The 25,176-nt window shown below is 38.5% G+C and carries 26 protein-coding genes; 11 read left to right on the forward strand and 15 right to left on the reverse strand.

Annotated features, from left to right (window positions below; translation table 11 throughout):
• Window positions 1–2: 2 nt before the first annotated feature.
• The 12 genes from trpB to LC454_RS18415 form a co-directional block, all read right to left on the reverse strand.
• Window positions 3–1,187, reverse strand: coding sequence for a tryptophan synthase subunit beta (trpB, locus tag LC454_RS18360; protein ID WP_223583903.1), 1,185 nt, complete (start codon window positions 1,185–1,187; stop codon window positions 3–5).
• Window positions 1,184–1,783: a phosphoribosylanthranilate isomerase gene (locus LC454_RS18365; protein ID WP_262903101.1), complete on the reverse strand. Its 600-nt coding sequence runs from the start codon at window positions 1,781–1,783 to the stop codon at window positions 1,184–1,186. The genes trpB and LC454_RS18365 overlap by 4 nt, the downstream gene beginning before the upstream one ends.
• A 28-nt stretch (window positions 1,784–1,811) precedes the next feature.
• Window positions 1,812–2,801 (reverse strand): anthranilate phosphoribosyltransferase, encoded by a 990-nt coding sequence (trpD, locus tag LC454_RS18370; RefSeq protein WP_223583905.1) that lies wholly within the window; start codon window positions 2,799–2,801, stop codon window positions 1,812–1,814.
• Window positions 2,802–3,187: 386 nt separating this feature from the next.
• Complete coding sequence (locus LC454_RS18375) at window positions 3,188–3,655, reverse strand: hypothetical protein (RefSeq protein ID WP_223583906.1); 468 nt, start codon at window positions 3,653–3,655, stop codon at window positions 3,188–3,190.
• Window positions 3,656–3,735: 80 nt separating this feature from the next.
• A complete protein-coding gene (locus tag LC454_RS18380; RefSeq protein WP_028072584.1) occupies window positions 3,736–3,957 on the reverse strand; it encodes a DUF2795 domain-containing protein in 222 nt (73 codons plus the stop codon).
• 122 nt (window positions 3,958–4,079) lie between these two features.
• Window positions 4,080–4,838 (reverse strand): ABC transporter ATP-binding protein, encoded by a 759-nt coding sequence (locus LC454_RS18385; protein ID WP_223583907.1) that lies wholly within the window; start codon window positions 4,836–4,838, stop codon window positions 4,080–4,082.
• Window positions 4,820–5,611, reverse strand: a complete 792-nt coding sequence (locus LC454_RS18390; RefSeq protein WP_223583908.1) for a lysophospholipid acyltransferase family protein — start codon at window positions 5,609–5,611, stop codon at window positions 4,820–4,822. Before LC454_RS18390 ends, LC454_RS18385 begins: the two co-directional genes overlap by 19 nt.
• A gap of 67 nt (window positions 5,612–5,678) precedes the next feature.
• The gene (locus tag LC454_RS18395) at window positions 5,679–6,596 is read right to left on the reverse strand and encodes a substrate-binding domain-containing protein (protein WP_223583909.1); all 918 of its coding nucleotides are present in this window, start codon (window positions 6,594–6,596) and stop codon (window positions 5,679–5,681) included.
• 1 nt (window position 6,597) lies between these two features.
• Window positions 6,598–7,071 carry a DsrE family protein gene (locus LC454_RS18400; protein WP_223583910.1) on the reverse strand — a complete coding sequence of 158 codons (474 nt, stop codon included), beginning with the start codon at window positions 7,069–7,071 and terminating at the stop codon, window positions 6,598–6,600.
• Between the two features lies 1 nt (window position 7,072).
• Complete coding sequence (locus tag LC454_RS18405; protein WP_223583911.1) at window positions 7,073–8,053, reverse strand: c-type cytochrome; 981 nt, start codon at window positions 8,051–8,053, stop codon at window positions 7,073–7,075.
• An 80-nt stretch (window positions 8,054–8,133) separates the two neighbouring features.
• The gene (locus LC454_RS18410) at window positions 8,134–9,036 is read right to left on the reverse strand and encodes a LysR family transcriptional regulator (protein WP_120261560.1); all 903 of its coding nucleotides are present in this window, start codon (window positions 9,034–9,036) and stop codon (window positions 8,134–8,136) included.
• Window positions 9,037–9,097: 61 nt separating this feature from the next.
• On the reverse strand, window positions 9,098–10,468 hold the full coding sequence (locus tag LC454_RS18415; RefSeq protein WP_223583912.1) for a dipeptidase: 1,371 nt from the start codon (window positions 10,466–10,468) through the stop codon (window positions 9,098–9,100).
• A gap of 107 nt (window positions 10,469–10,575) precedes the next feature.
• On the opposite strand from LC454_RS18415, the gene LC454_RS18420 reads away from it, so the two are divergent.
• The 7 genes from LC454_RS18420 to LC454_RS18450 all read left to right on the forward strand — a co-directional run bounded on the left by LC454_RS18420 (window position 10,576) and on the right by LC454_RS18450 (window position 19,327).
• A complete protein-coding gene (locus LC454_RS18420; RefSeq protein WP_223583913.1) occupies window positions 10,576–10,890 on the forward strand; it encodes a hypothetical protein in 315 nt (104 codons plus the stop codon).
• Window positions 10,891–10,897: 7 nt separating this feature from the next.
• Window positions 10,898–11,449, forward strand: coding sequence for an RNA polymerase sigma factor (locus tag LC454_RS18425; protein ID WP_223583914.1), 552 nt, complete (start codon window positions 10,898–10,900; stop codon window positions 11,447–11,449).
• A complete protein-coding gene (locus tag LC454_RS18430; RefSeq protein ID WP_223583915.1) occupies window positions 11,442–11,792 on the forward strand; it encodes a hypothetical protein in 351 nt (116 codons plus the stop codon). Before LC454_RS18425 ends, LC454_RS18430 begins: the two co-directional genes overlap by 8 nt.
• A gap of 177 nt (window positions 11,793–11,969) precedes the next feature.
• Window positions 11,970–14,714, forward strand: coding sequence for an outer membrane beta-barrel protein (locus LC454_RS18435; RefSeq protein ID WP_223583916.1), 2,745 nt, complete (start codon window positions 11,970–11,972; stop codon window positions 14,712–14,714).
• A 16-nt stretch (window positions 14,715–14,730) separates the two neighbouring features.
• Window positions 14,731–15,519, forward strand: coding sequence for a GLPGLI family protein (locus LC454_RS18440; protein ID WP_223583917.1), 789 nt, complete (start codon window positions 14,731–14,733; stop codon window positions 15,517–15,519).
• A gap of 297 nt (window positions 15,520–15,816) precedes the next feature.
• Window positions 15,817–18,534 carry an outer membrane beta-barrel protein gene (locus LC454_RS18445; protein ID WP_223583918.1) on the forward strand — a complete coding sequence of 906 codons (2,718 nt, stop codon included), beginning with the start codon at window positions 15,817–15,819 and terminating at the stop codon, window positions 18,532–18,534.
• A 1-nt stretch (window position 18,535) separates the two neighbouring features.
• Window positions 18,536–19,327, forward strand: a complete 792-nt coding sequence (locus LC454_RS18450) for a GLPGLI family protein (protein ID WP_223583919.1) — start codon at window positions 18,536–18,538, stop codon at window positions 19,325–19,327.
• Between the two features lie 75 nt (window positions 19,328–19,402).
• On the opposite strand, the gene LC454_RS18455 is transcribed toward LC454_RS18450, so the two are convergent.
• A complete protein-coding gene (locus tag LC454_RS18455; RefSeq protein ID WP_045753606.1) occupies window positions 19,403–19,582 on the reverse strand; it encodes a hypothetical protein in 180 nt (59 codons plus the stop codon).
• A gap of 118 nt (window positions 19,583–19,700) precedes the next feature.
• Complete coding sequence (locus LC454_RS18460; protein ID WP_223583920.1) at window positions 19,701–21,839, reverse strand: S46 family peptidase; 2,139 nt, start codon at window positions 21,837–21,839, stop codon at window positions 19,701–19,703.
• A gap of 176 nt (window positions 21,840–22,015) precedes the next feature.
• Here LC454_RS18460 and LC454_RS18465 point away from each other — a divergent pair, with 176 nt between their 5' ends.
• From LC454_RS18465 to LC454_RS18480, 4 genes are all read left to right on the forward strand, one after another.
• Window positions 22,016–23,383 carry a DEAD/DEAH box helicase gene (locus tag LC454_RS18465; protein WP_223583981.1) on the forward strand — a complete coding sequence of 456 codons (1,368 nt, stop codon included), beginning with the start codon at window positions 22,016–22,018 and terminating at the stop codon, window positions 23,381–23,383.
• Between the two features lie 6 nt (window positions 23,384–23,389).
• Window positions 23,390–23,635, forward strand: a complete 246-nt coding sequence (locus tag LC454_RS18470; protein ID WP_223583921.1) for a hypothetical protein — start codon at window positions 23,390–23,392, stop codon at window positions 23,633–23,635.
• Between the two features lie 106 nt (window positions 23,636–23,741).
• Window positions 23,742–24,092, forward strand: coding sequence for a gliding motility protein GldC (gldC, locus tag LC454_RS18475; protein ID WP_088160288.1), 351 nt, complete (start codon window positions 23,742–23,744; stop codon window positions 24,090–24,092).
• Window positions 24,093–24,119: 27 nt separating this feature from the next.
• Complete coding sequence (locus tag LC454_RS18480) at window positions 24,120–24,530, forward strand: EVE domain-containing protein (RefSeq protein WP_120261571.1); 411 nt, start codon at window positions 24,120–24,122, stop codon at window positions 24,528–24,530.
• A 116-nt stretch (window positions 24,531–24,646) separates the two neighbouring features.
• On the opposite strand, the gene LC454_RS18485 is transcribed toward LC454_RS18480, so the two are convergent.
• On the reverse strand, window positions 24,647–25,174 hold the full coding sequence (locus tag LC454_RS18485) for an acyl-CoA thioesterase (protein WP_120261652.1): 528 nt from the start codon (window positions 25,172–25,174) through the stop codon (window positions 24,647–24,649).
• Window positions 25,175–25,176 lie beyond the last annotated feature (2 nt).

The raw sequence follows: 25,176 nt of genomic DNA on the forward strand, positions 1-25,176 counted from the left end.
CTTTAAAAATCAAAGTATTTCATATAGTTATCAAGATCCTTATCGCCGCGCCCTGATAAACAAACAACAACGGTTTCATCACCCTTGAAGGGGATTTTTTCCAAATAGGCGAGTGCATGTGAGCTTTCGATTGCGGGGATAATACCCTCCAGTCGAGTGAGCTCCAGTCCCGCACGCATTGCCTCATCATCTGTGATACTAACATATTTTCCTCTTCCGGATTTAAATAGCCAAGCATGTTGCGGTCCGATGCCAGGGTAATCAAGTCCTGCAGAGATAGAGTAAGGTTCTATTACCTGACCGTCTTCAGTTTGCATTAATATGGATCGACTTCCGTGCAGAACACCTTCTTTCCCCAAAGCTGTTGTAGCTGCTGATTCACCTGAATCAACACCATGTCCCGCAGCTTCTACAGCATATAACTGTACAGATTCATCATCCAGAAAATGGTAGAACATACCAGCGGCATTGGAGCCGCCACCTACGCAGGCTAAAACGATGTCTGGATTCTCTTTACCGGTTTTTGTTAATAACTGCTTTTTGGTCTCTTCGGAGATAATGGATTGGAAGCGGGCGACCATGTCGGGGTACGGGTGTGGGCCCACAACAGATCCAATAATGTAATGTGTATCGACCGGATTATTGATCCAATCACGCAAAGCTTCATTGGTCGCATCTTTAAGCGTTTTTGAACCAGATGTTGCAGGAATAACTTCCGCACCCATCATTTTCATTCGCGCAACATTAGGTGCCTGTCTTTGGATGTCAATTTCTCCCATATAAACGGCACATTGTATCCCTTTTAATGCACACACGGTAGCTGTAGCTACACCATGTTGTCCAGCACCCGTTTCTGCGATGATCCTTTTCTTTCCTAGACGCTCAGCTAAAAGGATCTGACCGATGGTGTTATTGATTTTATGTGCGCCGGTATGGTTAAGATCCTCACGTTTGAGATAGATCGTTGTACCATATTTTTCAGACAGTCGCTTCGCATGATACAAAGGGGAGGGACGCCCTACGTAGTCACTGAGTAGTTGATTGAATTCCTCCTGAAAACTTTTCTCTTCGATTATCTTGAGATATTCTTCACGTAGCTCTTTTACATTGGGATAGAGCATTTCGGGAATATAGGCACCACCAAATGGACCGTAATACCCTTTTTCATTGACTTGATATATACTCATTTTTTAATACTATTTATGCAATGGGCCAAAAGATCGATATCTTTTAACCCTGGTTCTACTTCAAATTTTGAATTGAGATCCAAGGCATATAACCTGGGATCATTTGCTTTTAAAGCGTCTTTGACATTGTCCGCATCTAATCCGCCACTGAGGAAATATGGGCATTCGAGCTTGTATTGATGCAATAAAGACCAGTCGAATTGTATACCTGTACCACCATAGGAGTTACTTTTGGTGTCAAATAAAAAATAATCAATTGCCCCAATATAAGCGTCCAATACTGTCCAATCGAAATGTTGGTCTATACCAAAAGCTTTGATCACAGTTACAGCCGTATATTGCTTAAGTTCCTCACAAAATTGAGGGCTTTCATCTCCATGTAATTGAACTGCATTTAAATTGAATTCCTCTATTTTATCATTAATTTCCGTTAGGCTTGCGTTCACAAAAACACCAACTTTTGTGATACATTTAAGCCCTTTTATATATTCCTGGTTGGCATTGCCAACAAATCGTTTGGATTTTTCATAAAATATAAAACCGATATAATCAATAGCAAGAGCAGTCACTGCAACGATATTGTCGGGGTATTTCATGCCACAAACTTTTATCTTGACTGACATTTTACTGGTTTGTTATTTTTTTGAAACTTTTGACCGCTTTTCCCGCCATGAGTGACTCTTCTGCTTCATAGAAACAGTCACCAAAAGATTTTTCGGGATGAAATGTTTTTATGGCAAATGCCGCATTTGTCAACACTACATTGTTCTGTACATCTGTGCCCTCATTATTCAAGATAGATAAAAACGTCTGTGCTGCTTCAGCAACGCTTTCTCCACCAGCAAGTTCCTGGGGAAGAACAGGGCTAAAGCCTAGTTCCTCCATATTATAATAATTTTCACCCTGATTATTGATGACCTTGAAATCTCCTGTCATCGATATTTCATCATAGCCATCCAAAGCATGGATGATGGAGTACTGTTTGTTTGTATTTTGATATAGATAACCATACAGACGTGCGAGCTCTAAGCTAAATACACCTACAGATTGAAATTTCGGGTTGGCCGGATTTGTTAATGGCCCCAACATGTTAAAGAATGTCTTTACACCTAGGGCACGACGTATTGGCGCAACTGTTTTCATAGCCGGGTGAAACAAGGGTGCGTGTAGGAAGCATATGTTGGCTTCGTCAAGCTGACGTTGTAATTCACCTTTGTCATTTGTAAATTGATAACCCAAATACTCCATTACATTCGAGGACCCGCAGCTCGATGATACACCTATATTGCCATGTTTGGCAACTTGATAGCCCGCACCGGCTGTAACAAAAGAAGCAATTGTAGAGATATTGAACGTGTTTTTGCCATCACCGCCCGTACCGCATAGATCGATCAGATCGTAGTCATCAAAATCCAATTTGAGACATAGGTCGTACATCGCATCTCGAAATCCACCAAGTTCTTCCACCCGAATACTACGCATGCCGTAAGCTGTCATAAAAGCAGCGATTTGATGACTGTCATATTTACCTTTGGCAATGTTGGTCAAAATCTCATAAGCTTCTTGCCGCGAAAAAGACTTGTATTCAAATAAATGGGCTAAAATTTCTTTCATAATTATTTTTAAATAAAAAAGGGCTTACCTTATTCAGGCAAGCCCATCATATCTTGATGTATATCAAATAATGCAATAGGAGTTTGCCACAACGTTATTCGTCATGCCACCACCAAGCTTTATTTAATACAGTTATTATCATTTCTGTTTTTGTTAATACAAATATGGTTGATAGAATTTTAAAATGCAAGTGTTTTTATTGAAAAATTTTTAAGAAAGCTCCTTACGCTTAAAATTGCTTTCAAACCGACCATCGTAGAAGCCGAGAATAAGATGGTTGGATTGTACTCATTTATTCCGAGAATGGAAGATTGCCCATCAGATTTGCTTGAATCCCATAGAAGGTATAAGTAATTGTACCGACAAACAATAAAGCTGATAAAAGACTAATAGAATACAAAATGTGCTTTATTGTTCCCTTTAGAAACCAAAGTAAAGGAGGCAATTTTTTTGTCCCGAATAACGGTAGCAAAAACAAAACGATTGAGATGCCTAACGAAATAGACCTGTTTTGGATCTATTCCTTCAAGGTCAATATCGAAGGTCTCTTTCCGACCGGCCTGTATAAAGTTAATATACTCTAATTTGCTGATGTCCTTGCTCTGCACATTGATTCGCATCTCATCTATGCTAGCTAGAAGATATTCCTGTTGGTCTTCATCTAGATTTTTCCCAGTTAATATATCCTGGCTTAAAATGACGTCTGTTGCGAGATTGGTATCATTGAGACGATGTACAAATTGCTTTAAAACAGTAACATTTTCGGAAGTAACCGGTTTTTCCTGTGCGAATGCGGAAATATATAGTATACAGCTTACAAACGTTAGCAACAATACTTTTACTTTTATCTTCATAAGCTTAAGACTGAACTTCATAGCAATGGATTAATTTACCGAAATAAAAAACGCCTTTAACTAAAGGCGTTTTTTATTTTCTAGTATTCATCTTCATTGAAGAAGAAATCATCTTTTGTTGGATAATCGGGCCAAATTTCTTCAATATTTTCATATGGCTCACCGTCATCCTCAAGAGATTGTAAGTTTTCAATCACCTCAACTGGTGCACCCGAACGAATAGCGTAATCGATTAATTCATCTTTTGTTGCTGGCCATGGTGCATCTTCTAGATGCGAAGCTAATTCTAATGTCCAATACATATAAAAACAATTTAAGTTCTCTATTTTCGCAAAACTATCATTTAATTTAACTTAAACAAGTAAATCAACTGTTATTTTTGTGTCAATAATATAAGTGTTTGATTTATAATGAAATAATATTTTTAAATATTCTCAAAGTCACTCCCTTTTTCATTCAATGCACTTAGTCGTGGTGATACGGATTTGATATCAGCATTGGGATAATCGTTTTCAATTAGTCCATCGCGCATGCGTACAATGCGATGAGCATGTAACGCAATATCCTCTTCGTGTGTGACCAAGATAATGGTGTTTCCCCTGGAGTGGATCTCTTCGAGCAAGCCCATGATTTCAATGGATGTCTTTGTGTCAAGATTCCCCGTAGGCTCATCGGCTAATATGATGGAAGGATCATTGATCAGTGCTCTTGCAACAGCCACCCGCTGACGTTGTCCACCTGAGAGCTCATTGGGCCTGTGATCCATACGATGTCCCAGTCCAACACTTTCCAGTGCGCCAGTAGCTTTCTCTTCACGTGTAGCCTTATTGTATCCAGCATAGATCAAAGGAAGTGCTACATTCTCCAGTGCGGTGCTTTTAGGGAGCAGATTGAACGTTTGAAAAACAAACCCTATCTCCTTGTTTCTTACTTCAGCGAGCTCATCTTCGGACATGTCACTTACATTGATACCATTGAGGATGTATTCACCTCTACTGGGGGTGTCCAAGCAACCTAGAATATTCATCAATGTAGATTTCCCTGACCCTGAGGGGCCCATAAGTGCTACAAATTCACCTTTATTAATATTGAGGGTAACCGAACTGAGCGCATGAATTGTTTCTGAGCCTATTTGGTATTCCCGCGCAATATCTTTGATTTCGATTAATATCTTTCCTGACATATTTTTTGGACGTTCTCTGGTTGATGAAAATACGATTTATTCTTCATAATCCAATAGGAATGCATTTTGTCATATACAATTTTCTCTAAGTCGGTTGCATTGTTATCGTCAAAGTCTTTTGTCTCAATAGGTGAAAAAACATGTACTTTAACAATTCCTGGATGAGACCCTCTTTTTGCGCCGTCATCAAAGAAAATGTCCCATGCATTCTCAATGATAATAGGCACTACAGGCACATCATTTTGGACAGCAATACGAAAAGCACCAGACTTAAATGCATGTATTTGAGGTGGAAATCCATCATCGATCTTTCCTTCCGGAAAAATAACGACACTTCGGCCATTCTGAACAAGCTCGTTAGCCCGTTGAAATGCTTTAAATGATGATACTTTGCTCCTTCGTGTGACAGGAATATCTATGGTTTTGAAAAATATACGGGTAACGGGATTTTTAAGAAGAGAAGCCTTCCCAATAAATGAAAACGGGACAGGACATAGATAGGTCAGTGCTGTGATATCGAGCACTGAAGTATGATTGGGGCATAGCACCATCGGTCTGTTCCAGTCTATTTTTGATTCGTAAGTTACTTTAAAGAATACACCCGCCAATGCCGATCCTCCAATTGACACCCAACGCCTCATACGTGCAATCCGCGCATAGTTCTTTTCTGGATGCTGGGCCAAAAAATAGATATAGGGGAATAATACGATGAAAACAAGTAGTACGCTAATAAAATACCAATAACGATGGATTTTTTTGAGCAATAGAACCATACAATTCAACTAATTTTGACCTAAAGTAAAAAAAGAAAATGGATAATTAATTATCCATTTTCTTTTTTTAGTCTATTGTAAAGCCATACTTCTTGTAAATCTGCTTGGCTGTAGGGGAGTCCATAAATTTCAGAAAATCATCTGCCGCCTGTGCGTGTGGTGCATTTTTTAGTTTTGTCGCCACATAGGTTGCTGTGGTATTTTGACTGTCCGGAATTGTGATACCTTCCACCGGATGGCCAATAAGTTTTTGATAAACAACCTCAGATGTCCAGACCGGTGCCACATCTGCTTGGCTATAAAGGATACGCATCGGGCTTTCACGATGATGTATTTTTGTTAAATACGTGCTTCCATCCTTTACTTTATCTTCCATAATCTTCTTGACAAGTTGTTCACCCCCTGCTTTTTTATACGATGCTTTGATTTGTTCTCCTATGCCTTCCCATTGTGGATTGGGCATGCTAATACGCACATTGGAGTTACCCAGATCATTTAAAGTTTTGATATTAGCAGGGTTTCCCTGCGGGATCATCAAACATATATTGTTGTAACAATAGGTCTGGGTATGACTGAAATAGTCGGCCATTTCATTAATTGCGCGTTTACTTGCCGTGTAAATATCCGGTTTGTGCGTAATGCGTAGGTTACCGATGGTGATGGAGCCCCCTTTTATCTGCTTTGCCAGAATTCCGGGAGGCAATGTTTCTACAAAAATACGTTCGTACTGAGGATATTCCTTTTTGAAAGATGTTAATAGATCATCGACGACCATAAATTGATTGCCAGCAAAGAAAACTGTTAGCTGCGGATTTTCAATATCGCCATATAGATCGGGGATATTATCGATCCCAGGAACCGTGAAATTAAGTGCTGATTCCGGGGGATTATTCCATGGAGGATCAAAGCGATGTTCTTGCGCCTTAGTTTTTGTCGATACGAGCAAGGCCATAGCGAGGGTGAAGGGGATTAGCTTTTTCATCATACTATGGTTTAACAATAACCCAGCCTTCATTAGCCCGCAAGATTAACTCACCATTCCCACTAGGAACGTACCCGATAAAATCGAATAATTCTTCCTTTGCAATATGTTTTTCTTCCAATGTGTTTAAACACTGGGCGACAATAACTCCTTTTTCTACGAGGTTCTGCAGTGGTTTTTCATACTGACTATTCTTTTTTAAATAAGCTTCTGTTCCGCCTGAAAAAGCAACCAGTTCAATTTGAAGATGCCCCTTTAATCGAGGATCTTTCAAAACGTTATTGATATTTCGGATGGCTTTCTCAATTGTTTTTGGATCATTGCTATCCAATTGATAGATCGCCTTATACATTTTTTTCTTTGCAACAGCACCCGTATATTGATGGTTGTTGAGTAATAATTTATTGCTTTGTGCTTTAGCTTGAATCGTTGTCATCGCTAAGAGGATGCAAGCAATTGTCAGTTGTTTTTTCATCATATTAAAAATTATAGGGTCCGTGTTTATGTTGTTCTAAACTAATATTATCTGCGTATGGGGGATAGGGACTATCCTTTGGTTTTTTTGCCAAATTTGGATAATCGAGCTCCTTGTTTGCTTTTTTAGGTCGGTCAAAAGAATTGATATAGGCAGCGACATCATAAGCTTCATCGTCGCTAAGTTGAGGTGCGTCGTAACTTGCTCCTAGGGGCATATTTGCTTTGATAAAGCGTGTTGCGGTAAGCAATCGTGCCATACCAGCTCCATCGTTATAGCTGTCTTTTCCCCAAAGTGGCGGATATAAATATCCCTTGCCAGTAGGTTGTGCGATGCCTTGTCCATCTTTTCCATGACAGCTCATGCATTTGCCCTCAAATACCAGCTGACCGTGTTTTAAATCTGCGGCACGGTTTGGAATGTCCATTTTGACAAAACCCTGTCCAGCTAATCTTCCTTTATTGACAGTATTGATACTGATATTTTTTATATAGGTAACAATAGCACGCATTTCTTTACTGTTTTCTGGAATAGCACGACCGTTCATACTTCTTTCAAAACAGCCATTAATGCGTTCCTCCAGAGATTCTACTTTGTTTTCCCGTCCAATGTAAACTGGGAAAACATTTGTGAGACCAATATAAGGAGCCGCGAATGCCTTGGTCCCACCGTTGAGATGACAACTACTGCAAGCCAATTTATTTCCGATTTTTATGTCACCGTCGTAAAAGTAGTCGTAAGTGTTTTTGATCAGTTTCTCACCATAACTAGCCATTTCCCCTTCCGGATTGTCTTTGAAAGAAACAGCTTTGAATTGTGATACATGTGTGATCAATGAATCATTAGCGAGAGCAAGTGAATCCATTGACCTGTCATTATATGCATGTTTAAGCGGAAACACACACAACGTTGTACAGGTAATAAACAGTGCGACAATGATCCAACTGAGCGCTTTTAGGTAATTTGTTAGTTTTTTGTGTTCCATGCCTCTAATTCGTTTGTACAAATCTACCAGCCTATCGACAAGGATTAAAACGATGTTTCTTTATGAGACATAACCAAATGTTATATCTTGAAATTTTGTCTCAGACAGAACTGCAGGAATTGGTTGGGAGTACCGGCAAGGCCACCATATAGATGTGTGAAATAGAAATAACGTTCGATAGACAAATGAGGAATATCGACGATGGTCAATTGGTTATTTAATACCTCCCGCTGAACGGTATGAATAGAAAGAAAGGCAAAACTATGACGGCGGGCCAGATATCCTTTGATACTTTCTGTTGATGGGAGTATCATTTCGATCTGGATTTCAGCAAGACTGATCCGTTGTTCTTTTAATGCATTCTCAATAATGGTACGGGTACCCGAACCCTGTTCGCGAAGAACAAGGGGTAAACGTGTTATATCTGAGAGAATGGGATTTTTTAATTGTTTTAATAGCGGGTTTTCGCTATTGGTGACTAATACGAGCTCATCTTTCATGAAAGGGATATACTTTAATGCCCTATTGTCGGTTGATCCCTCTGTGATTCCGAGGTCTAACGTTTTGTCAATAAGCTGTTCTTCGATGCTTCGACTATTGGATTGAAAAGATTGGATACGGTTGTTTGGATATTGGGAGAGAAAATCTGCCAGTAACGTTGGAAGTACATATTGAGAGATTGTCGTACTGGCCCCTAATACAAGATTCCCTTTACGTCCTGTTTGTAGTTCTTGTATCTCCTGTCCTGCCTGATTGTAGAGATTGATAATCTGTTGGGCATATTTATAGAGAATTTGCCCCGATTCAGTCAGGTCAAGGTTATTCCCTTTCCGCTCAAAAAGAGGGACGCCGAGTTTTTTTTCCAGTTCCTGAATGTTTTTGCTGACTGCAGGTTGTGAGATGAAAAGTGCCGAAGCTGTCTTGGTGAAATTAAGATGCTGAGCTGCAGTATAAAAAACGATGAGACGAAAATCAAAATCCATAAAACGATAAAGGGTTATTTCTAAAATTTAAAAATAACCCTTTATCTAATGAAAAACTAAATTATTTGCTTAGTTCTGCGTAATATTTATGAAATAAAGGAATTGTAGAGATACCCATTAGATAATTCTCGATTCCATATTTCTCATTTGGTGAATGCAGGTTATCACTGTCAAGACCAAATCCAAGAAGCACCGTTTTTAGCCCTAGGACGTCTTCAAATAAAGCAACAATTGGAATAGATCCACCACCACGGGTAGGGATTGGTTTTACGCCAAATGTTTCATGCAATGCTTTTTCAGCAGCTTTATAGGCAACACTGTCTGTTGGAGTGACCACTGGTTCACCACCGTGATGCGGTTTTACCTCTACTTTAACGTAATCTGGTGCAATACCCTCAAAATGTTTTTTGAATAGTTCCGTAATGCGTTCAGAATTTTGGTTTGGAACAAGGCGCATCGAGATTTTTGCATTTGCTTTGGAAGGTAACACAGTTTTTGCACCTTCACCGATATATCCACCCCAGATACCATTGACCTCCAAAGTAGGACGGATTCCTGTGCGCTCTAAAGTTGTATACCCCTTCTCTCCCCAGATATTCTGAATACCCAAATCTGATTTGTATTCTTCGATATCAAATGGAGCTTCATTCAATGCTTTGCGTTCTTCAGCCGTTAATTCAACGACATCGTCGTAAAATCCAGGGATTGCAATATGGTTGTTTTCATCATGCAGAGAAGCAATGAGTTTTGCGAGAATTGTAGCTGGGTTCGCAACGGCACCACCATATACACCAGAATGTAAATCACGATTTGGTCCAGTGACTTCAACTTCGACATAAGAAAGTCCACGGAGACCTGTCTCCAAAGAAGGTTGCGCCATGCTGATCATAGACGTATCCGAAATCACGATTACATCCGCTTTAAGTCTTTCGGTATTTTCTTTTACAAATGTACCTAGGTTAACAGAACCAACTTCCTCTTCACCTTCGATCATAAATTTGATGTTACATGCCAAAGCATTGTTTTGCATCATATATTCGAAAGCTTTCACATGCATATAAAACTGTCCCTTGTCATCTGCCGAACCACGAGCATATATTTTGCCATCGCGGATAGTCGGTTCAAAAGGAGGGGTATCCCACAACTCATATGGATCTGCTGGCTGTACATCGTAGTGACCGTAAGTCAGTACAGTTGGCAATGAAGGATCAATAATTTTTTCGCCATAAACGATTGGATTACCAGCAGTGGCACAGACTTCTACGTTGTCGGCACCTGCTTCACGCAACTTTTGAGCAACAAATTCAGCAGTCTTCTGTACGTCGTCCTTAAATTTAGGATCGGCACTGACGGAAGGTAAACGCAATAAATCAAACAACTCATCTAAAAAACGTTGCTTGTTTGCTTCTACATATTCTTTAATGTTTTGCATATTGTTTGTATTTGAAACAAATCTACACAAATAGACACATTTAACTCAATTTGTTGTAACCTTTTCGGAAGAGATAGTGACTAATGTTAAAACTGAATCAAATCATTATGGAAAAACAGACAATGGCAGCAGTTATGGCTGTAGGATTATTCACCTGTATCACACTTTGTGTTTATTTTGTCATGCGTTATCGCAGTACCGCAATCAATATCCCGGGAGAGGAAAGAAGAAGACAGCCTGCTGACTGGCAAAAACCGGGAATTCTGGTATTAGGAATAGGTATTGGGTTGTTTATCGTGGGCGTAATACAAAACTATGTGAGTGCCGGTTTGCCTGATTCACTCGCAGTCGCAATCTTAATTATAGCCGCCGGTGTTGCAATGATTGTAGCGAATAAACTGGATAAAAAACGCGATATTTAGCCATTCAATGGATGAAATCTATATTAGAAAAGTACTGTCCGGTGATGTAGAATCATACCGGTATTTTATAAAAACGTATCAGGATATGGCTTTTTCTGTTGCACTTTCCATTGTCAAGCAGGAACATCTGGCTGAGGATGTTGTTCAAGATGCTTTTATTAAATGCTATCAGTCCTTATCCTCATTTAAAGGTAAATCAAAATTTAGCACCTGGTTTTATCGTATTGTTGTTCATATTGCTTTTAATAGCATACGGTATAAGAAATTGACGCTGATTGACTTTGATCTTACAGACCATGACCAGGCTTATGATGAGTCTATACTTGATGAAATTATCGGCAATGAGCGAAGAGAAATGATTAATGATGCCCTTGCTATTTTGTCTCCCAAAGAATCTGTCGCCTTACGTCTATTCTACCTGGAGGAACAATCAATGGAAGAAATCCAGGAAATAATGGGCTGGACACTCGCTAATACGAAAGTCATTCTGCATCGGGCACGAAAAAATATGCAACAGGTATTGAATCAATTGATTAAAAAATCTGAATATCATGGATAACGAACACAAGAAAATAAAACAGGTCATGCAAATGAGTAAAGTAAGCATGCCCTTTGATGACTTCGAACAACGTATTATGGGCCAGATTGCAGATTTAGAAAATGCAAAATCTAAAGCTCTTTCAGATAGAAAATATGCCATTATATTTTTTCTTTTGGGATCAATCTGTGGTATTTTACTGAATAACTATTGGATGAATCGACTAGAGGCGATGGAAATGATGGCCACATACCGGAATTATATAATGATACTCTCCCAAATTGTTTTTGTGGTATTAATCTGCTCTTTCTGTCATCAATTATGGAAATTGATCAAGATACAACGCGATAAGAGCTATCAATAATTCCGAATCTTTTATGGAATTTATCTGATCGCTATATCCTGATTATATAGCCTTTTTATTTCGTCTCAATTAGCCGTAGACCGTTTAAATACTTTTTGAGAAATAAAATTAAATTTACTGTAACAAAACATTGGTTTTATATACTAATGTTATATTGATATACTATCCAACAATTTTATGAAAAGAGTTTTGCAAATTCTCTTATTTTTCGTTTTCGGTGTTCATGGAATAGCGCTAGGGCAGTCCAAAATTGCCGGAAAAATAAGTGATGTAAAAGAACAGATTAAACTATCTGATGCAACAGTCATGTTGCTAACCGCTAAAGATTCCATATTGACAGGTTTTACGAGATCGGATGAAAATGGACTTTTTTCTTTATCAAAGCCAGATACAGGATCCTATCTATTAATCGTAAGTTATCCCAAATACGGCGATTATTATACAGAGATTTCTAAAGACAGGGATTATTCCAAGTTAGCTGTTGGACTGACCAAAACGGCCACTTTATTGGAGGAAGTTATTGTTACTGGTCGAATTCCCATTACTATAAAAGGGGATACCACAGAGTATGACGCTGGTAGTTTTAAAGTAGAGAAAAATGCGAAGGTTGAAGATTTGTTGAAAGTCTTGCCGGGTATTACTGTCGATGCATCCGGAAAAATTACCGCACAAGGTAAAACTGTCAAGAAGGTACTTGTGGATGGCGAGGAGTTTTTTGGTGATGATCCGACATTGGTGACCCGCAATATTCGATCGGATATGGTTGATAAGGTACAGGTGTATGAAAAAAAATCCGAGCAGGCAGAACGAACAGGTGTAGATGACGGTCAACGCGAACAGACTATTAATGTCAAACTTAAAGATGGTTCCAAAAATGGCATGTTCGGAAAAGCCTTGCTGGGTGGCGGTACCAGTGACTATTATATGGGGCAGTTGATGTTAAACAAATTCAAAGGATCTCAAAAGATCTCCGTTTATGGTCTTTTTGGAAATAATGGGACAACTAGTATGAATTGGCAGGATGCACAGAAATATGGTGGTGATTCGGGTGTTTCATATGGGGATGACGGATCCATGTCCTGGACCAATTTTACGGATCCTTTTTCCGGACAAGGTGTTATCGGAATACCACGTGCGATCAATTCGGGTGTCAATTTTTCGGATAAATTCAATAAGGATAAACATAATGTCAATATCAACTATAAATACGGAAGATTAAGCAGTGATGGAGATGATGAGACAATCAGTACTGGCCTGATCAATAATAAATCGACTAAATCTGTAGATACAGAGAATGATCAGCATCGCGCCAATTTAAAATATGATCTGAATTTTGATTCATTAAATACGTTGACCATCCGGGGCGGAGCTTCCCGCAAAAATCTTTGGTCGGATAACAAACGTGAAGGCTATCAGTTTACACAGAATATGGATACAACTGTAGCTGAAAAAACTCATGAGACCATCAAGAACACTATCAACGAGTTGAATTTTAGTACTTATTTTACACATAAATTTAAGAAAAAGGGACGTTCATTTACATTTGATGGTCAATTCAGACGAAGTGAGATGATAGGAGATGGTTATCTATTCTCAACTGTTGAAAATAGTTTGACTAAGAAGGATACCGAAGGTTATACACCAGTAGACTCTACAGATCAACGCAAAGAACGCAATAATGAAAATGACGTGTTAGGCGCTTCGCTGTCGTATACAGAGCCGTTGTCAAAAGTTTGGAATCTTGTTGTCGGAACGGGCATAGAAAGTAGTAACAACTCCTCCCGTGTTGAGTCATTCAATAAAGATGCTGAAGGGAAATATAATGACCTGGACACTCGTTTCAGTAACAATTACGATTTTGATAGACGGAGCAGCAGGTATAAATTAGCCATCGTGCATACGACGGACAAGTTTAAGTTTACCGTTGCCAATAATTTTAATAACGATAAACTGGAGCAATATAACAACAATAGTAAGCAAGGCTTGTCCAGAAGTTATTTTACGTATAATCCCAATGTAAGTGCGGGATATTCTTTTACAAAAACCAAGGGGTTATGGTTGAATTACACAGGAAAGAATCAGCTGCCTTCCATGACTCAGATTCAGCCTATTCTGGATAACTCGGATCAGATCAACCGTTACTTGGGAAATGAAAATTTAAAACCTTCTTTTAGAAACTCTTTAAATATCAATTATAACTCCTTTCGTATTCTGACTGGAAGCTATGTCTATGCGGGCGGGAATATCACTTTGGATAAAAATCCAATCACGCAAAATATAGATACTGTAAAAGGACTCAATATATATACCTGGAATAATGTAAAGGGTAAAACAAATACCTCTGTGAACATTTGGTCTGGCTATCATTTTAAATTGAGCAAAAAATTAGGCTTGTCCAATTCGCCACAGTTCTATCTGAATATGAGCGACAATTATAATCTATTCAATCAGCAATTAAACAAAGTCAATACAACGAATTTTAATTTTACATACAATTTTAAAAGAGATACAAAGACTGGATTGAATTTCGATTTGAACTTTAGTCCGCAATATCGGTTAATGAAATCCAGCTTGGAACGTAACACAAATAGTAACGGCTTTGTATTTGGATCGAATGGTAGTGTAGAATATTTTATTGGCAAAACCTTTAAAGTATATACAAACTATAGCTATACCTACGAAGCAGCGACCAAGGCTTTTGATCAAAAATTTGAACAATTTTTGTTACACCCTGGGGTAAGTAAAAAATTCTTGAAGAATGAATCGCTCATGTTGGATTTTATGATCAATGATGTGCTTGACCAAAATAAAGGTTTCAGTCGTTCGGCATCAACATCAATTTTTACACAACGTCGATATGATACGATCCGTAGATACTATATACTCAAGCTATCCTGGGACTTCACAAAAATGTTTCTATAAATTTAAGTTAATAACCATGTTAAAATATATCTTTTTTCTCTTTTTGTGTTGTACAATGTTAAGCGTTAAGGCACAATACACGCTATTCGGAAGGTCTGGGAGTATTTCCTATGATAAAACCATGTACATGAAGAATATTGTGGGTAAGAAATTCTTGGCCAAGGCTGATGATAAGTCAAAAATATTTTTTGAACAGGTATTGCCCAAGTTACCCGAAAATGTAGTGTTGAAAAAGACATTAAAATTTAATGCCAATGAAACCCTGTTTGAACCTGTCAAAGATGATAATCTGGATCAGATGGTCAAGCAATACATTATGATGTTTGCATTGGACTTTGAAGCGATTACCCAGTCCAATTTGACGACCCGCTCTTTTCTAAGGTATAATGATATCGTTGGTGAAAAGATTATTGTGGAGGATACCATGAAACGTATCAAATGGAAAGTTACTGATGAATATCGTGAAATTGCAGGTTACAGTTGCCGGAGAGCCAATGGTCTTACAGCTGATTCGATTTATGTGATCGGGTATTATTGTAATGAGATTCCGATCAGTGGTGGACCTGAGTCTATCAACGGGCTTCCCGGGATGATCCTTGGATTGGTGGTGCCCAGCCAGCATGTTTCCTATTTTGCCACTAAAGTCGAATTAAGCAATGATGTGATCATGGATAAAAAGAGATTCGAAAAAAGCAAAGTGAAACGGATGACCAGAAAGACAATGACGGAGCAGATTTCGGGCGTATTGTCACAGCACATGAATAAGGAAACGGTTCAATTTATTATGGAGCTAGGCAATTTGTAGGAAGATCAGCTTATTCAATAAACGATGTGATTTGATGACACTAGTTGTTCTGATCAACAAAGGGCTATCCATGGATAGCCCTTTGTTGATCGTGGCAAAAGAAAACCAATGTTAATAATGATGATCTTATGTAAAATTTTGTTGATATCATCTGACTTATATTGACTTGCCTATAGTTTGTTGGTGATTTTTTCATTACATGGTTATTTTTTTTTATGATGGAGTAAAAAATATCCAGTAAAATAGTAGTTTTGCCTGTTATTGCAATTTGTCACTAAATACCATTTAATAAATTTTATGAAAAGAGTGTGTTTATCACTTTTACTTTTTCTACTTTGCTTATGCGGAATAGTTCAGGCGCAATCCAAAATCGAGGGAAAAATTAACGACGCAAAAGACAAGCTTAAACTTCATAATGCGACGATTATGTTGTTAACTGCCAAAGATTCGATTCTGACAGACTTCACCCGATCCGATGAAGATGGAAGGTTCTCTTTACTACAACCGGATACTGGCCAATATGTGCTTATCGTAACCTATCCAAAATATGGCGAATATTATGCCGATATCTTACCAAAGAGAGATTATACAAACTTGTCGATCGGGCTTACAAATAGCGCTACTTTATTGCAGGAGGTAATCGTAACGGGCCGGATTCCGATAACAATAAAGGGAGACACAACAGAATACGATGCCCGGAGTTTCAAGGTAGAAAAGAATGCGAAGGTTGAGGATCTTTTGAAAGTTTTGCCGGGGATCACTGTAGATGCCTCTGGAAAGATTACCGCACAGGGGAAAACAGTTGAAAAGATGCTTGTTGATGGGGAGGAGTTTTTTGGTGACGATCCAAAATTGGTGAGCCGAAATATCCGGTCTGATATGGTGGATAAGATTCAGGTTTATGAGAAAAAATCCGATAAAGCAGAAAAAACAGGTATTGATGATGGCGTACGTACGCAGACAATCAATGTTAAGTTAAAAGAGGAAGCCAAGCGTGGTATTTTTGGTAAGGTAGATGCTGGAGGAGGAAACAATAAATTTTACCTTGGTCAGGGGTTTTTGAATTATTTCAATCAATCTTTTCGGGTTTCAACTTATTTGATCGCAAGTAATACAGGCAAAACAGGATTGAATGGTCAGGAAGCTTCAAGTATAGGCGGTGATGGTGACGGTTCTGGAAATTTTGAGGGCGAAGGAATTCCAAAGTCTCTCAATATGGGTTTCTTATACTCCGATAAAACCGCAAATAAGAAACATTCCTGGCGGATTGACTATAAATATAGCCAGTCAAATGTAGATCTGGATAGAAGTATATTTACCAGAAATGCAGCAAGAGATACCATTCTGATTAGCAATAACAATACCGCTGCTTCCAGTGATAATAAAAGACATAATGTTGGACTGAAATATGAATTTAAAATAGATTCTTTATCCGATTTGACTGTATGGGCAGGCGCCAATAGGAGACGGGATATCAGCTCTTCAAGGACTATTTCAAATACAGTTAACCAATTTGATCAGATGGTTAATGGAAATACCCGAGATCTTCACAATGATACCAAGTCAGAGGAGTATAATGCTTCAGCACTTTATGTGAAACGATTTAAGAAAAAGGGTCGTTCATTAACAATCAATTATTTCACCTCAGGAAGTAAGCAGGATGGTGAGCAAAAACTATATTCAAGCTTAGTTTATTATAGAAATGGAGATTCTGTGGGAAATACAACCTTGGATCAGAAAAAGGTCATTAATAACAATACATTTACAACTGGTGGTGAGCTGTCTTATTCTGAACCGTTATCAAAAAAGGTCATACTAGCTTTTGAATACGGTATTAATTTTAACCGTAATAGTAATTCGGTAGAATCCCTGAACAAAAATCTGAACACAGGAGAGTATGACGATAAGGATGATGTGTATAGTAATGACTTTTTGTACAAAACAACGAAGAACACCTATAATCTTTCGATCAACTATAAGCCGATGGAAAAATTCGTTGTTAACATTGCCAACAGGTTTGAAAATAGTGACTTGTCACAATTGAACAGAGCGGACGACGCACATTTGTCCAGATCTTTCTTTGTTTATAATCCCATTTTGGATTTAAATTATGAGATTAAAAAAAATAGATCTATTTCCGTGATCTATAGAGGAACAAATGGATTACCTTCGCTCAATCAGATTCAGCCACTACGGTCAAATCTTGATCCATTGAACGAATATTTAGGAAACGAAAATTTAAAGCCATCTTATACGAATGAATTGAATTTAAACTTTAGATCTTTCTCAATTCTTACAGGTGAGTTTTACGGTATCTACATCAATGCTTCCCGAACGAATAATGCTTTGGTACAAAACACCACAATAGACTCTGTCGGCAAAACCACCTTTATCTGGGATAACTTGAATAATAATGCCAACAATCAGATTAGCATAAGACCAATGTATTATGGGATTTTATGGAAAAAGTACCAATTGAGACACGGTGGGGGGCCTACTATTTCTATCGGTAATAATTATAATTACGTGAATAATGTTTTAGCCAATGCAAAGTTTCAGACCTATTCATTGAGTTATGGACTTCAAAAGTCCTCCACAAAAGGTTTGGATTTTGGAATTGAGGTTTCACCGGGATATGTCATCCAGGATAATTCGATTGGTATGATGGAAGATAGTAAAGGTTTTACATTTTCTTCTAATGGAGAATTTAAATACTTCCTGCCAGCCAAATTTGTATTAAGAACAGATTTTAATTACAGATATCAGGCACCAACAGCAGTATATAGCAAGAAATTCGAGCGTTTGGTGTTGAGCCCTGGCTTGTCAAAAAAGTTTATGAAAGACGAGAAGTTGGAGCTGACATTCATGATCAATGACGTATTGAACCAAAATGTTGGCTTTGAGCGAAATCAAAATGGATCACTTCTGACTGAGCGTCGATTTAATACGATTGGTAGGTATTATATGGTAAAACTGAGCTGGGAAATCAACAAGATGCTAGTCAAATCAAAATAAAATGAGAACGATCAGAAATATAATAACCCTATTTTTAATACTATGTTTGGGAAAGGCGGCTGAGGGTCAATATGCTTATTTTCCAGATCAGGGAACGATTACTTTTGAGAAAACCGTATTTCTTAAAAATTTGATCAAGCGTTATGGAGCTTATGCTAAGGACGAAGAGAGTCGAAATGCATTTAAGGGAATGGCTGAACATGCGCCAGAAAATCAAGTCCTCAAGAAGACGTTGAAGTTTTCTACAAATGAGGTGCTTTATGAACATGTGCCTGAGGACTATCCTGAGGCCGCTCAGCAGCTGATGCGGATGGGAATTTTCGAGTCGGGAATTAGCAGTTATCAGCATTTGAAAACAAAGACGTTCAAATCTACTTTTGAATTGGGAGGAGAACGGATTGTAATAGCCGATTCTACTCTGAAGATTAAATGGAAAATTACAAACGAGTACAGGGAGATCGCAGGATATCAATGCCGCAGAGCTAATGGGCTTGTACTTGACTCAATCTATGCTGTCGCATTTTATACAGATCAGATTCCCGTATCTGGCGGGCCGTCTGCATTCAATGGTCTACCTGGGATGATTTTGGGGTTGGCTGTCCCAGAGCTTCACTATAATATGTTTGCCACCAAAGTAGAGCTGAGTCCTGTGGCGATTTCTTCTAACGAGTTTCTTAAGAAAAAAGACAAACCTTTGAATAGAAAGCAAGTTTACGACAAACTAAATGCAGTAGTAGGGGGATATCTTGGTGTGAAGGTCTATAACCTTGTGATGGGCTGTTACTACTTGTAACAAGTACAGGGTCGCATTAACGCATAAAAAAGGCCCTTCATTTGAAAGGCCTTTTTTATGTGAACTCAGGAAAGATTATTTTCCGTCGTTTTTCTTAGCAGTAACTTCGTTACGAATTTCTTGTGCTAAGGTTTTGATGTCTTGTAATCCTTTACGTACACGTGTACCAGCAGCAGAATTACCATTGTTGAAGAACTTGTCTGCATCAGCTTCGATAGAAGCTACTAACTCTTTTAATTTTACGTAGTTTTCCATTTTTTTATAATTATAATTTTAGTTTTTATGGTTTTTCCTAAACACTCCCTAAATATACAAAAACGAATCAAATTGAAAATAAATTTCGTTTTTTTTTATCGAAAAAGCTTAAAAAAAACTATTCAACAATCTTAAGTTCGTCAATAATGTTAGTTGCGCCAGCAAATTTATCGATGATAAATAATACATAACGGATGTCAACTGAAATTGTACGTTGTAGCTTATGGTCGAAGATCACATCACCAGCCATCGCCTCGATATTACCATCAAAAGCTAGGCCAATTAATTCGCCATTGCCATTTATCACCGGAGAACCAGAGTTTCCACCGGTTATATCGTTGTCACTTAGGAAGTTTACTGGTAAATATCCTTTTTTGTCAGCGTAACGACCATAGTCCTTATTTTTGTACAAATCCATCAAACGTTGTGGCAAATCGAACTCTTCATCACCTTTTTTGTATTTCGCAACAGTACCTTTTAGGGTTGTATAGAAGTTCTTATCAGCGTCGTTACGTGGGTCTTTTGGTAAGCCTTTGATAGCGCCATAAGAAAGACGCAATGTGCTGTTTGCATCTGGATAGAATTTACCTTTTGGATTGGAAGCCAATACACCAGCAACATATTTGCGGTAAGCTGCGTCGAACTTGTCATGCTCAGCTTTTGCGCTAGGATCTTCCTGACGGTATTTGCTGATCAATGCCGAAGATAACTTATACAATGGATCATTTGCCAAAATCTCAGCATTTGGGTTTTCTAAGTAATTGTTCAGGCGCTCAGCGGAAGCAAAAATGCTGTTTTTTACAGATTCTTTGATATAGGCTGTAAAATCATTATTGTTTTTAGTTGCCAATTCAGCAACGTAAGGAGCAATATTTCCGGCCTTTTTTGCATATAGATTCAGCTCGTCGATCAATACCTGTTCTTCTAGCGGCATATACATTTTTTCGTAGCCAGCATCAATCGCTGATTTCAAACGTGGAAGGATATCTTTTCTGCGTGCTTCATCAGCCGTAGCATAAACTTCTAAACCAGAGCCGATGGAGTAGGGTAACGTTGCGATCGCACTGGAACGGATCATACCCATCAGGTAATTATCGTGTTTCGCTTTCTCATTTGTTGCACTATAGAATGCATTGATTGTTTTGATCACATCACCGTATTCCGCTTTATTGGCCGCCCTATTAGCCCATTTGTCAAATTTAACCTCATCTTTTGCTTTAGATGCCGCCGTTTGATGTAAGGTCAATGCATCGATCATACCCTGACGATTTTTCCAGTAATTGGCTACTTGAGAATATTTCGAAGCATAGTTTAGTTTGACCGCTTGATCTTGATCCATGAATTTTTTCATGGCATCCATACCTGTTTTGGAAGCTTCAACCCAAGCAGGGTACGCAAATTTCACGTTTTGATTGATTCCTCCTGAAGGCATCCAACGATTGGTACGACCAGGATAACCAAGGATCATGGCAAAATCACCTTCCTGAACACCTTTTAAGCTAACAGGTAAGAAATGTTTTGGTTTCAAAGGAACATTATCCTGGGCATATTCCGCTGGATTTCCGTTTTTGTCTGCATAGACGCGGAAAATTGAAAAGTCACCAGTGTGACGAGGCCATTCCCAGTTGTCCGTGTCGCCACCGAATTTACCAATGCTATTTGGAGGAGTGCCCACTAGACGTACGTCATTATAATCTTGGTATACAAAATAATAATACTCATTTCCTTGGTAGAAAGATTTTACTTCAACAACATACTTGCCATTTTCGCTGTTTTCTTTTTGGATTTTTGCAATCTCAGCCGCTATGATTTTGTTGCGTTCATCTTCAGTCATTTTATTGGTAACCAAACCTAAGATACGTTTTGAAACATCATCCATACGTACAAAAAAGCGTACAGATAGCGATTTGGGTTTCAATTCCTCACTTTTCGATTTTGCCCAGAAACCATTTGTTAAGTGGTCGTTTTCTGGTGTGGACAATTCGGCAATTGCTCCGTATCCACAGTGGTGATTGGTGAATACCAAGCCCTGATCTGAGACAATTTCTGCTGTACAGCCACCAGCGAATTGCACGATAGCGTCTTTTAAGCTAGAGTTGTTAATGCTGTAGATCTCTTCGGCACTTAAACGAAGTCCTTTTTTTTGCATATCTGCCTCATTTAGACGCTTCAGATACATTAAAAACCACATTCCCTCATCGGCAAATGCAGCAAAGCTTGTTGTTATCAACAACAAACACATCCATAATTTTTTCATATCAACCTGATAAAAAGTTTGTTTATACCCTACAAAAATGCTTTAATTCTATTAAAAACCAAAATATTAGACTTTATATTGTGCTTTTTCCCAATTTTTATGTCAATTAAAAGTAAATGTGTGCCGGAATGTTTATTGAAGAAAGTCAAATGGACTCTTTTCCTTATCTTTGTCGGATGCAGCAATCATTTGAAAATTTTAAATTCAATAAACAGATCTTAAATGCGATCACAGAAGCGGGGTATGAACAACCGACTGAGATCCAAGAAAAGGCAATTACACCGATATTGGCGGGACAGGATGTGATGGGAATAGCCCAGACCGGAACCGGAAAGACAGCTGCATTTGTATTGCCTATGTTGATGAAATTGAAGTATGCACAGGGAAATGATGCGCGTGCCCTGATCTTGACACCAACCCGGGAGTTGGCGATGCAGATCGAGGAGAACATCAAATTATTTTCTACTTACCTCGATTTACGTTCTGTTGTATTGTATGGAGGATTGGGCCCAAAAACTCAAATAGAAACACTTGAAAAAGGAGTTGATATTATCGTTGCTACACCGGGTCGATTCCTTGATTTGTACTTAGAAGGACATATCGTTGTTAAATCACTCAAATTTTTAGTTTTGGACGAAGCGGACAAGATGATGGATATGGGATTTATCAGCAAAATCCACCGTGTATTGGAAATCGTTCCACGTAAACGCCAAAATTTATTGTTTTCAGCAACAATGAGTGAGCTTGTTCGTAAGATCGCTGGAGATTTTCTTGCTTTTCCTACTATTATAGAGGTGTCCGAACAAGCGACCCCAGCTAAAACGGTCAGTCAGGCATTATATCTTGTTCCTAATCAAAAAACGAAGCTGAATTTATTGCAGCATCTATTAAAAGATGATGAAGCTTTTAGCAGACTGATTGTTTTTTGTAAGACAAAACAAGTTGCAGATAACGTTTTTCATTTTCTGGAACGTAAATATGGCAAAGATGAAGTTCGTGTCATTCATGCCAATAAAGGACAGAATACCCGTATAAACTCGATCAACGCATTTAAGGAGGGAAATATCCGTATCCTTGTTGCAACGGATGTTGCAGCGCGGGGACTCGATGTTTCCAACGTGAGCCACGTAATCAATTTTGAAGTTCCTATTGTTATAGAAGACTATGTGCATCGTATTGGACGTACTGGTAGAGCCTTCAATGAAGGGGATGCAATCACTTTTTGCAATGAGGCCGAAAAATATTATGTTCGAAAAATTGAGAAACTGATTAAGCAGAGTATTCCGGTGCATCCAATTCCAGAGGAGGTATTTATTGAGAAAACACCTTTTCAGGAGAAACAGGATATAGCACGCGATATTGATAATCAAAAGAAAAAAGACAATCCAGATTATCAGGGAGCCTTCCATGAAAAGAAATATGTGATCAAACAAAAGGAAGTACGTGAAGCACAACGTGCCTCCGGCTTTAAGCCGAAAGCCAAGAGCAAAGGGAAGTCTGGTGGTAAGGCAACAGGGTCAAATCGTAATTTCAAGAAGCGATAGCCAAAAATGCGGTTTACTCCTTTAAATATTGCTAGTGCATGCTTGGTCGCTTGGTTTGTTATGGAAAATCCCAATGACGAAAAGGCACTATTTACATGGGGAGCATTTATAGCCGTGATGGTACTACTGACGGTAGTCGATATTTTGTTTCGAGTACTTATCAAAGAGAATAAAAAGATGTGGATGTTACAGTTGGCGTTTTTGGTGCTGGTATGCGTTGCCAGCCTGATCGTTAAAGTAACATTCAGTTGATATATTAAAAAGTGAAAATTAAAAAATGGAGATGGTGGATAAGCCGTAGGCTTGTTGAGGTAAAATCTCAATACTAAATACTCATATCTCAATACTCAATACTAAAATGAAAAAAGCGGAAATAAAATTACAAGTAGAGCTTGACGAAAACAATGTTCCTGAAAACATCATGTGGTCGTCCACAGATGGGAATAATGCAGAAGAATTACCTGCTAAAGCAATGTTTTTAGCACTATGGGATTCACATTATAAAAATTCAATGCGCATTGACCTTTGGACAAAAGACATGCCTTATGATGAAATGAAGCGTTTTTTTTACGAAACTTTACAAACCCTAGGGGATTCATTTATCCGTTCTTCAGGTGGAGATCCCATGGCTGAGAAGGTTATTGGTGACTTGCGTGATTACTGTGCGCATTTTGCGGATAAAATGGAAGTATTAATGCCGCAACAATAGTTTTTAACGCTTAACAAATATTTGAATATGCAATATTTCTTAGTAAAATCTGAACCATTTAAATATAGTTGGGAACAATTCAATAAAGATGGGCGGACGTTTTGGGATGGTGTACGCAATTACCAGGCTAGGAATAATATGAAAGCGATGAAAGAAGGGGACTTGGTTCTGTTCTATCATAGCAACGAAGGAAAGGATGTGGTTGGTGTCGCGAAAGTGGTGAAAGAGTTTTATCAGGACCCAACGACAGATGATGAACGTTGGGTTGTCGTAGATCTGGCTCCTGTTGAAACATTGAAGAAATCTGTCTCCCTGGAGACGATCAAAGCAGATGAACAGTTACAGGATATCGCTTTGGTAAGACAGGGCCGCCTATCGGTGATGCCACTTAAACCTGAGGAATTTGATCGAATCCTGGCCTTAGGTAACGAGGATTAGTTGATTTAGAAGAATGATAGACCAAGGTACTGTAGTGTTTGGCTAGTACAATAAATAAAAAGAGAGGACATGTTCATGTCCTCTCTTTTTATTTATTGTACTTACAGCCTATCTTATCAGTTCTTTTGGCTAAATAAACTGACCAATGCTTTTAGTTTTTTTGCATTTTCGGGTTTTAATTTCCCTGCCAGAATAAGACGAAGTTCTCGCCGTTGTAATGCATCCTCGTAAGCTTTGTGTTCTGACTCTGTCTCAGGGATCAATACGGGGACAGCTTTAGGGTTGTTGTCGGCGTCTACAGCAACAAAGGTATAATAAGCCTCATTGGTTTTTACACGTGTGCCCTCGGGCAGATTTGACGCGAAAATTTCCATGCGTACCTCTAGGGAGCTATTAAAGGCACGTGTCACTTGTGCTTGTATGGTGACCACTTCACCCAATTTGATCGAACGCTTAAAAGATACATTATCCACAGATACTGTAACGACCACATTGCTACAATGTTTTTGTGCGGCAATAGCTGAACAGATATCCATCCAGTATAATAAACGGCCGCCCATTAGATTTCCAAATGTGTTGGTATCGTTAGGCAGGACCAATTCGTTCATCTCCGTGTATGACTCTCTAGCAAATTTCTCTATCATAT

The organism is Sphingobacterium sp. GVS05A (assembly GCF_019969845.1).
Taxonomy (GTDB): Bacteria; Bacteroidota; Bacteroidia; order Sphingobacteriales; family Sphingobacteriaceae; genus Sphingobacterium.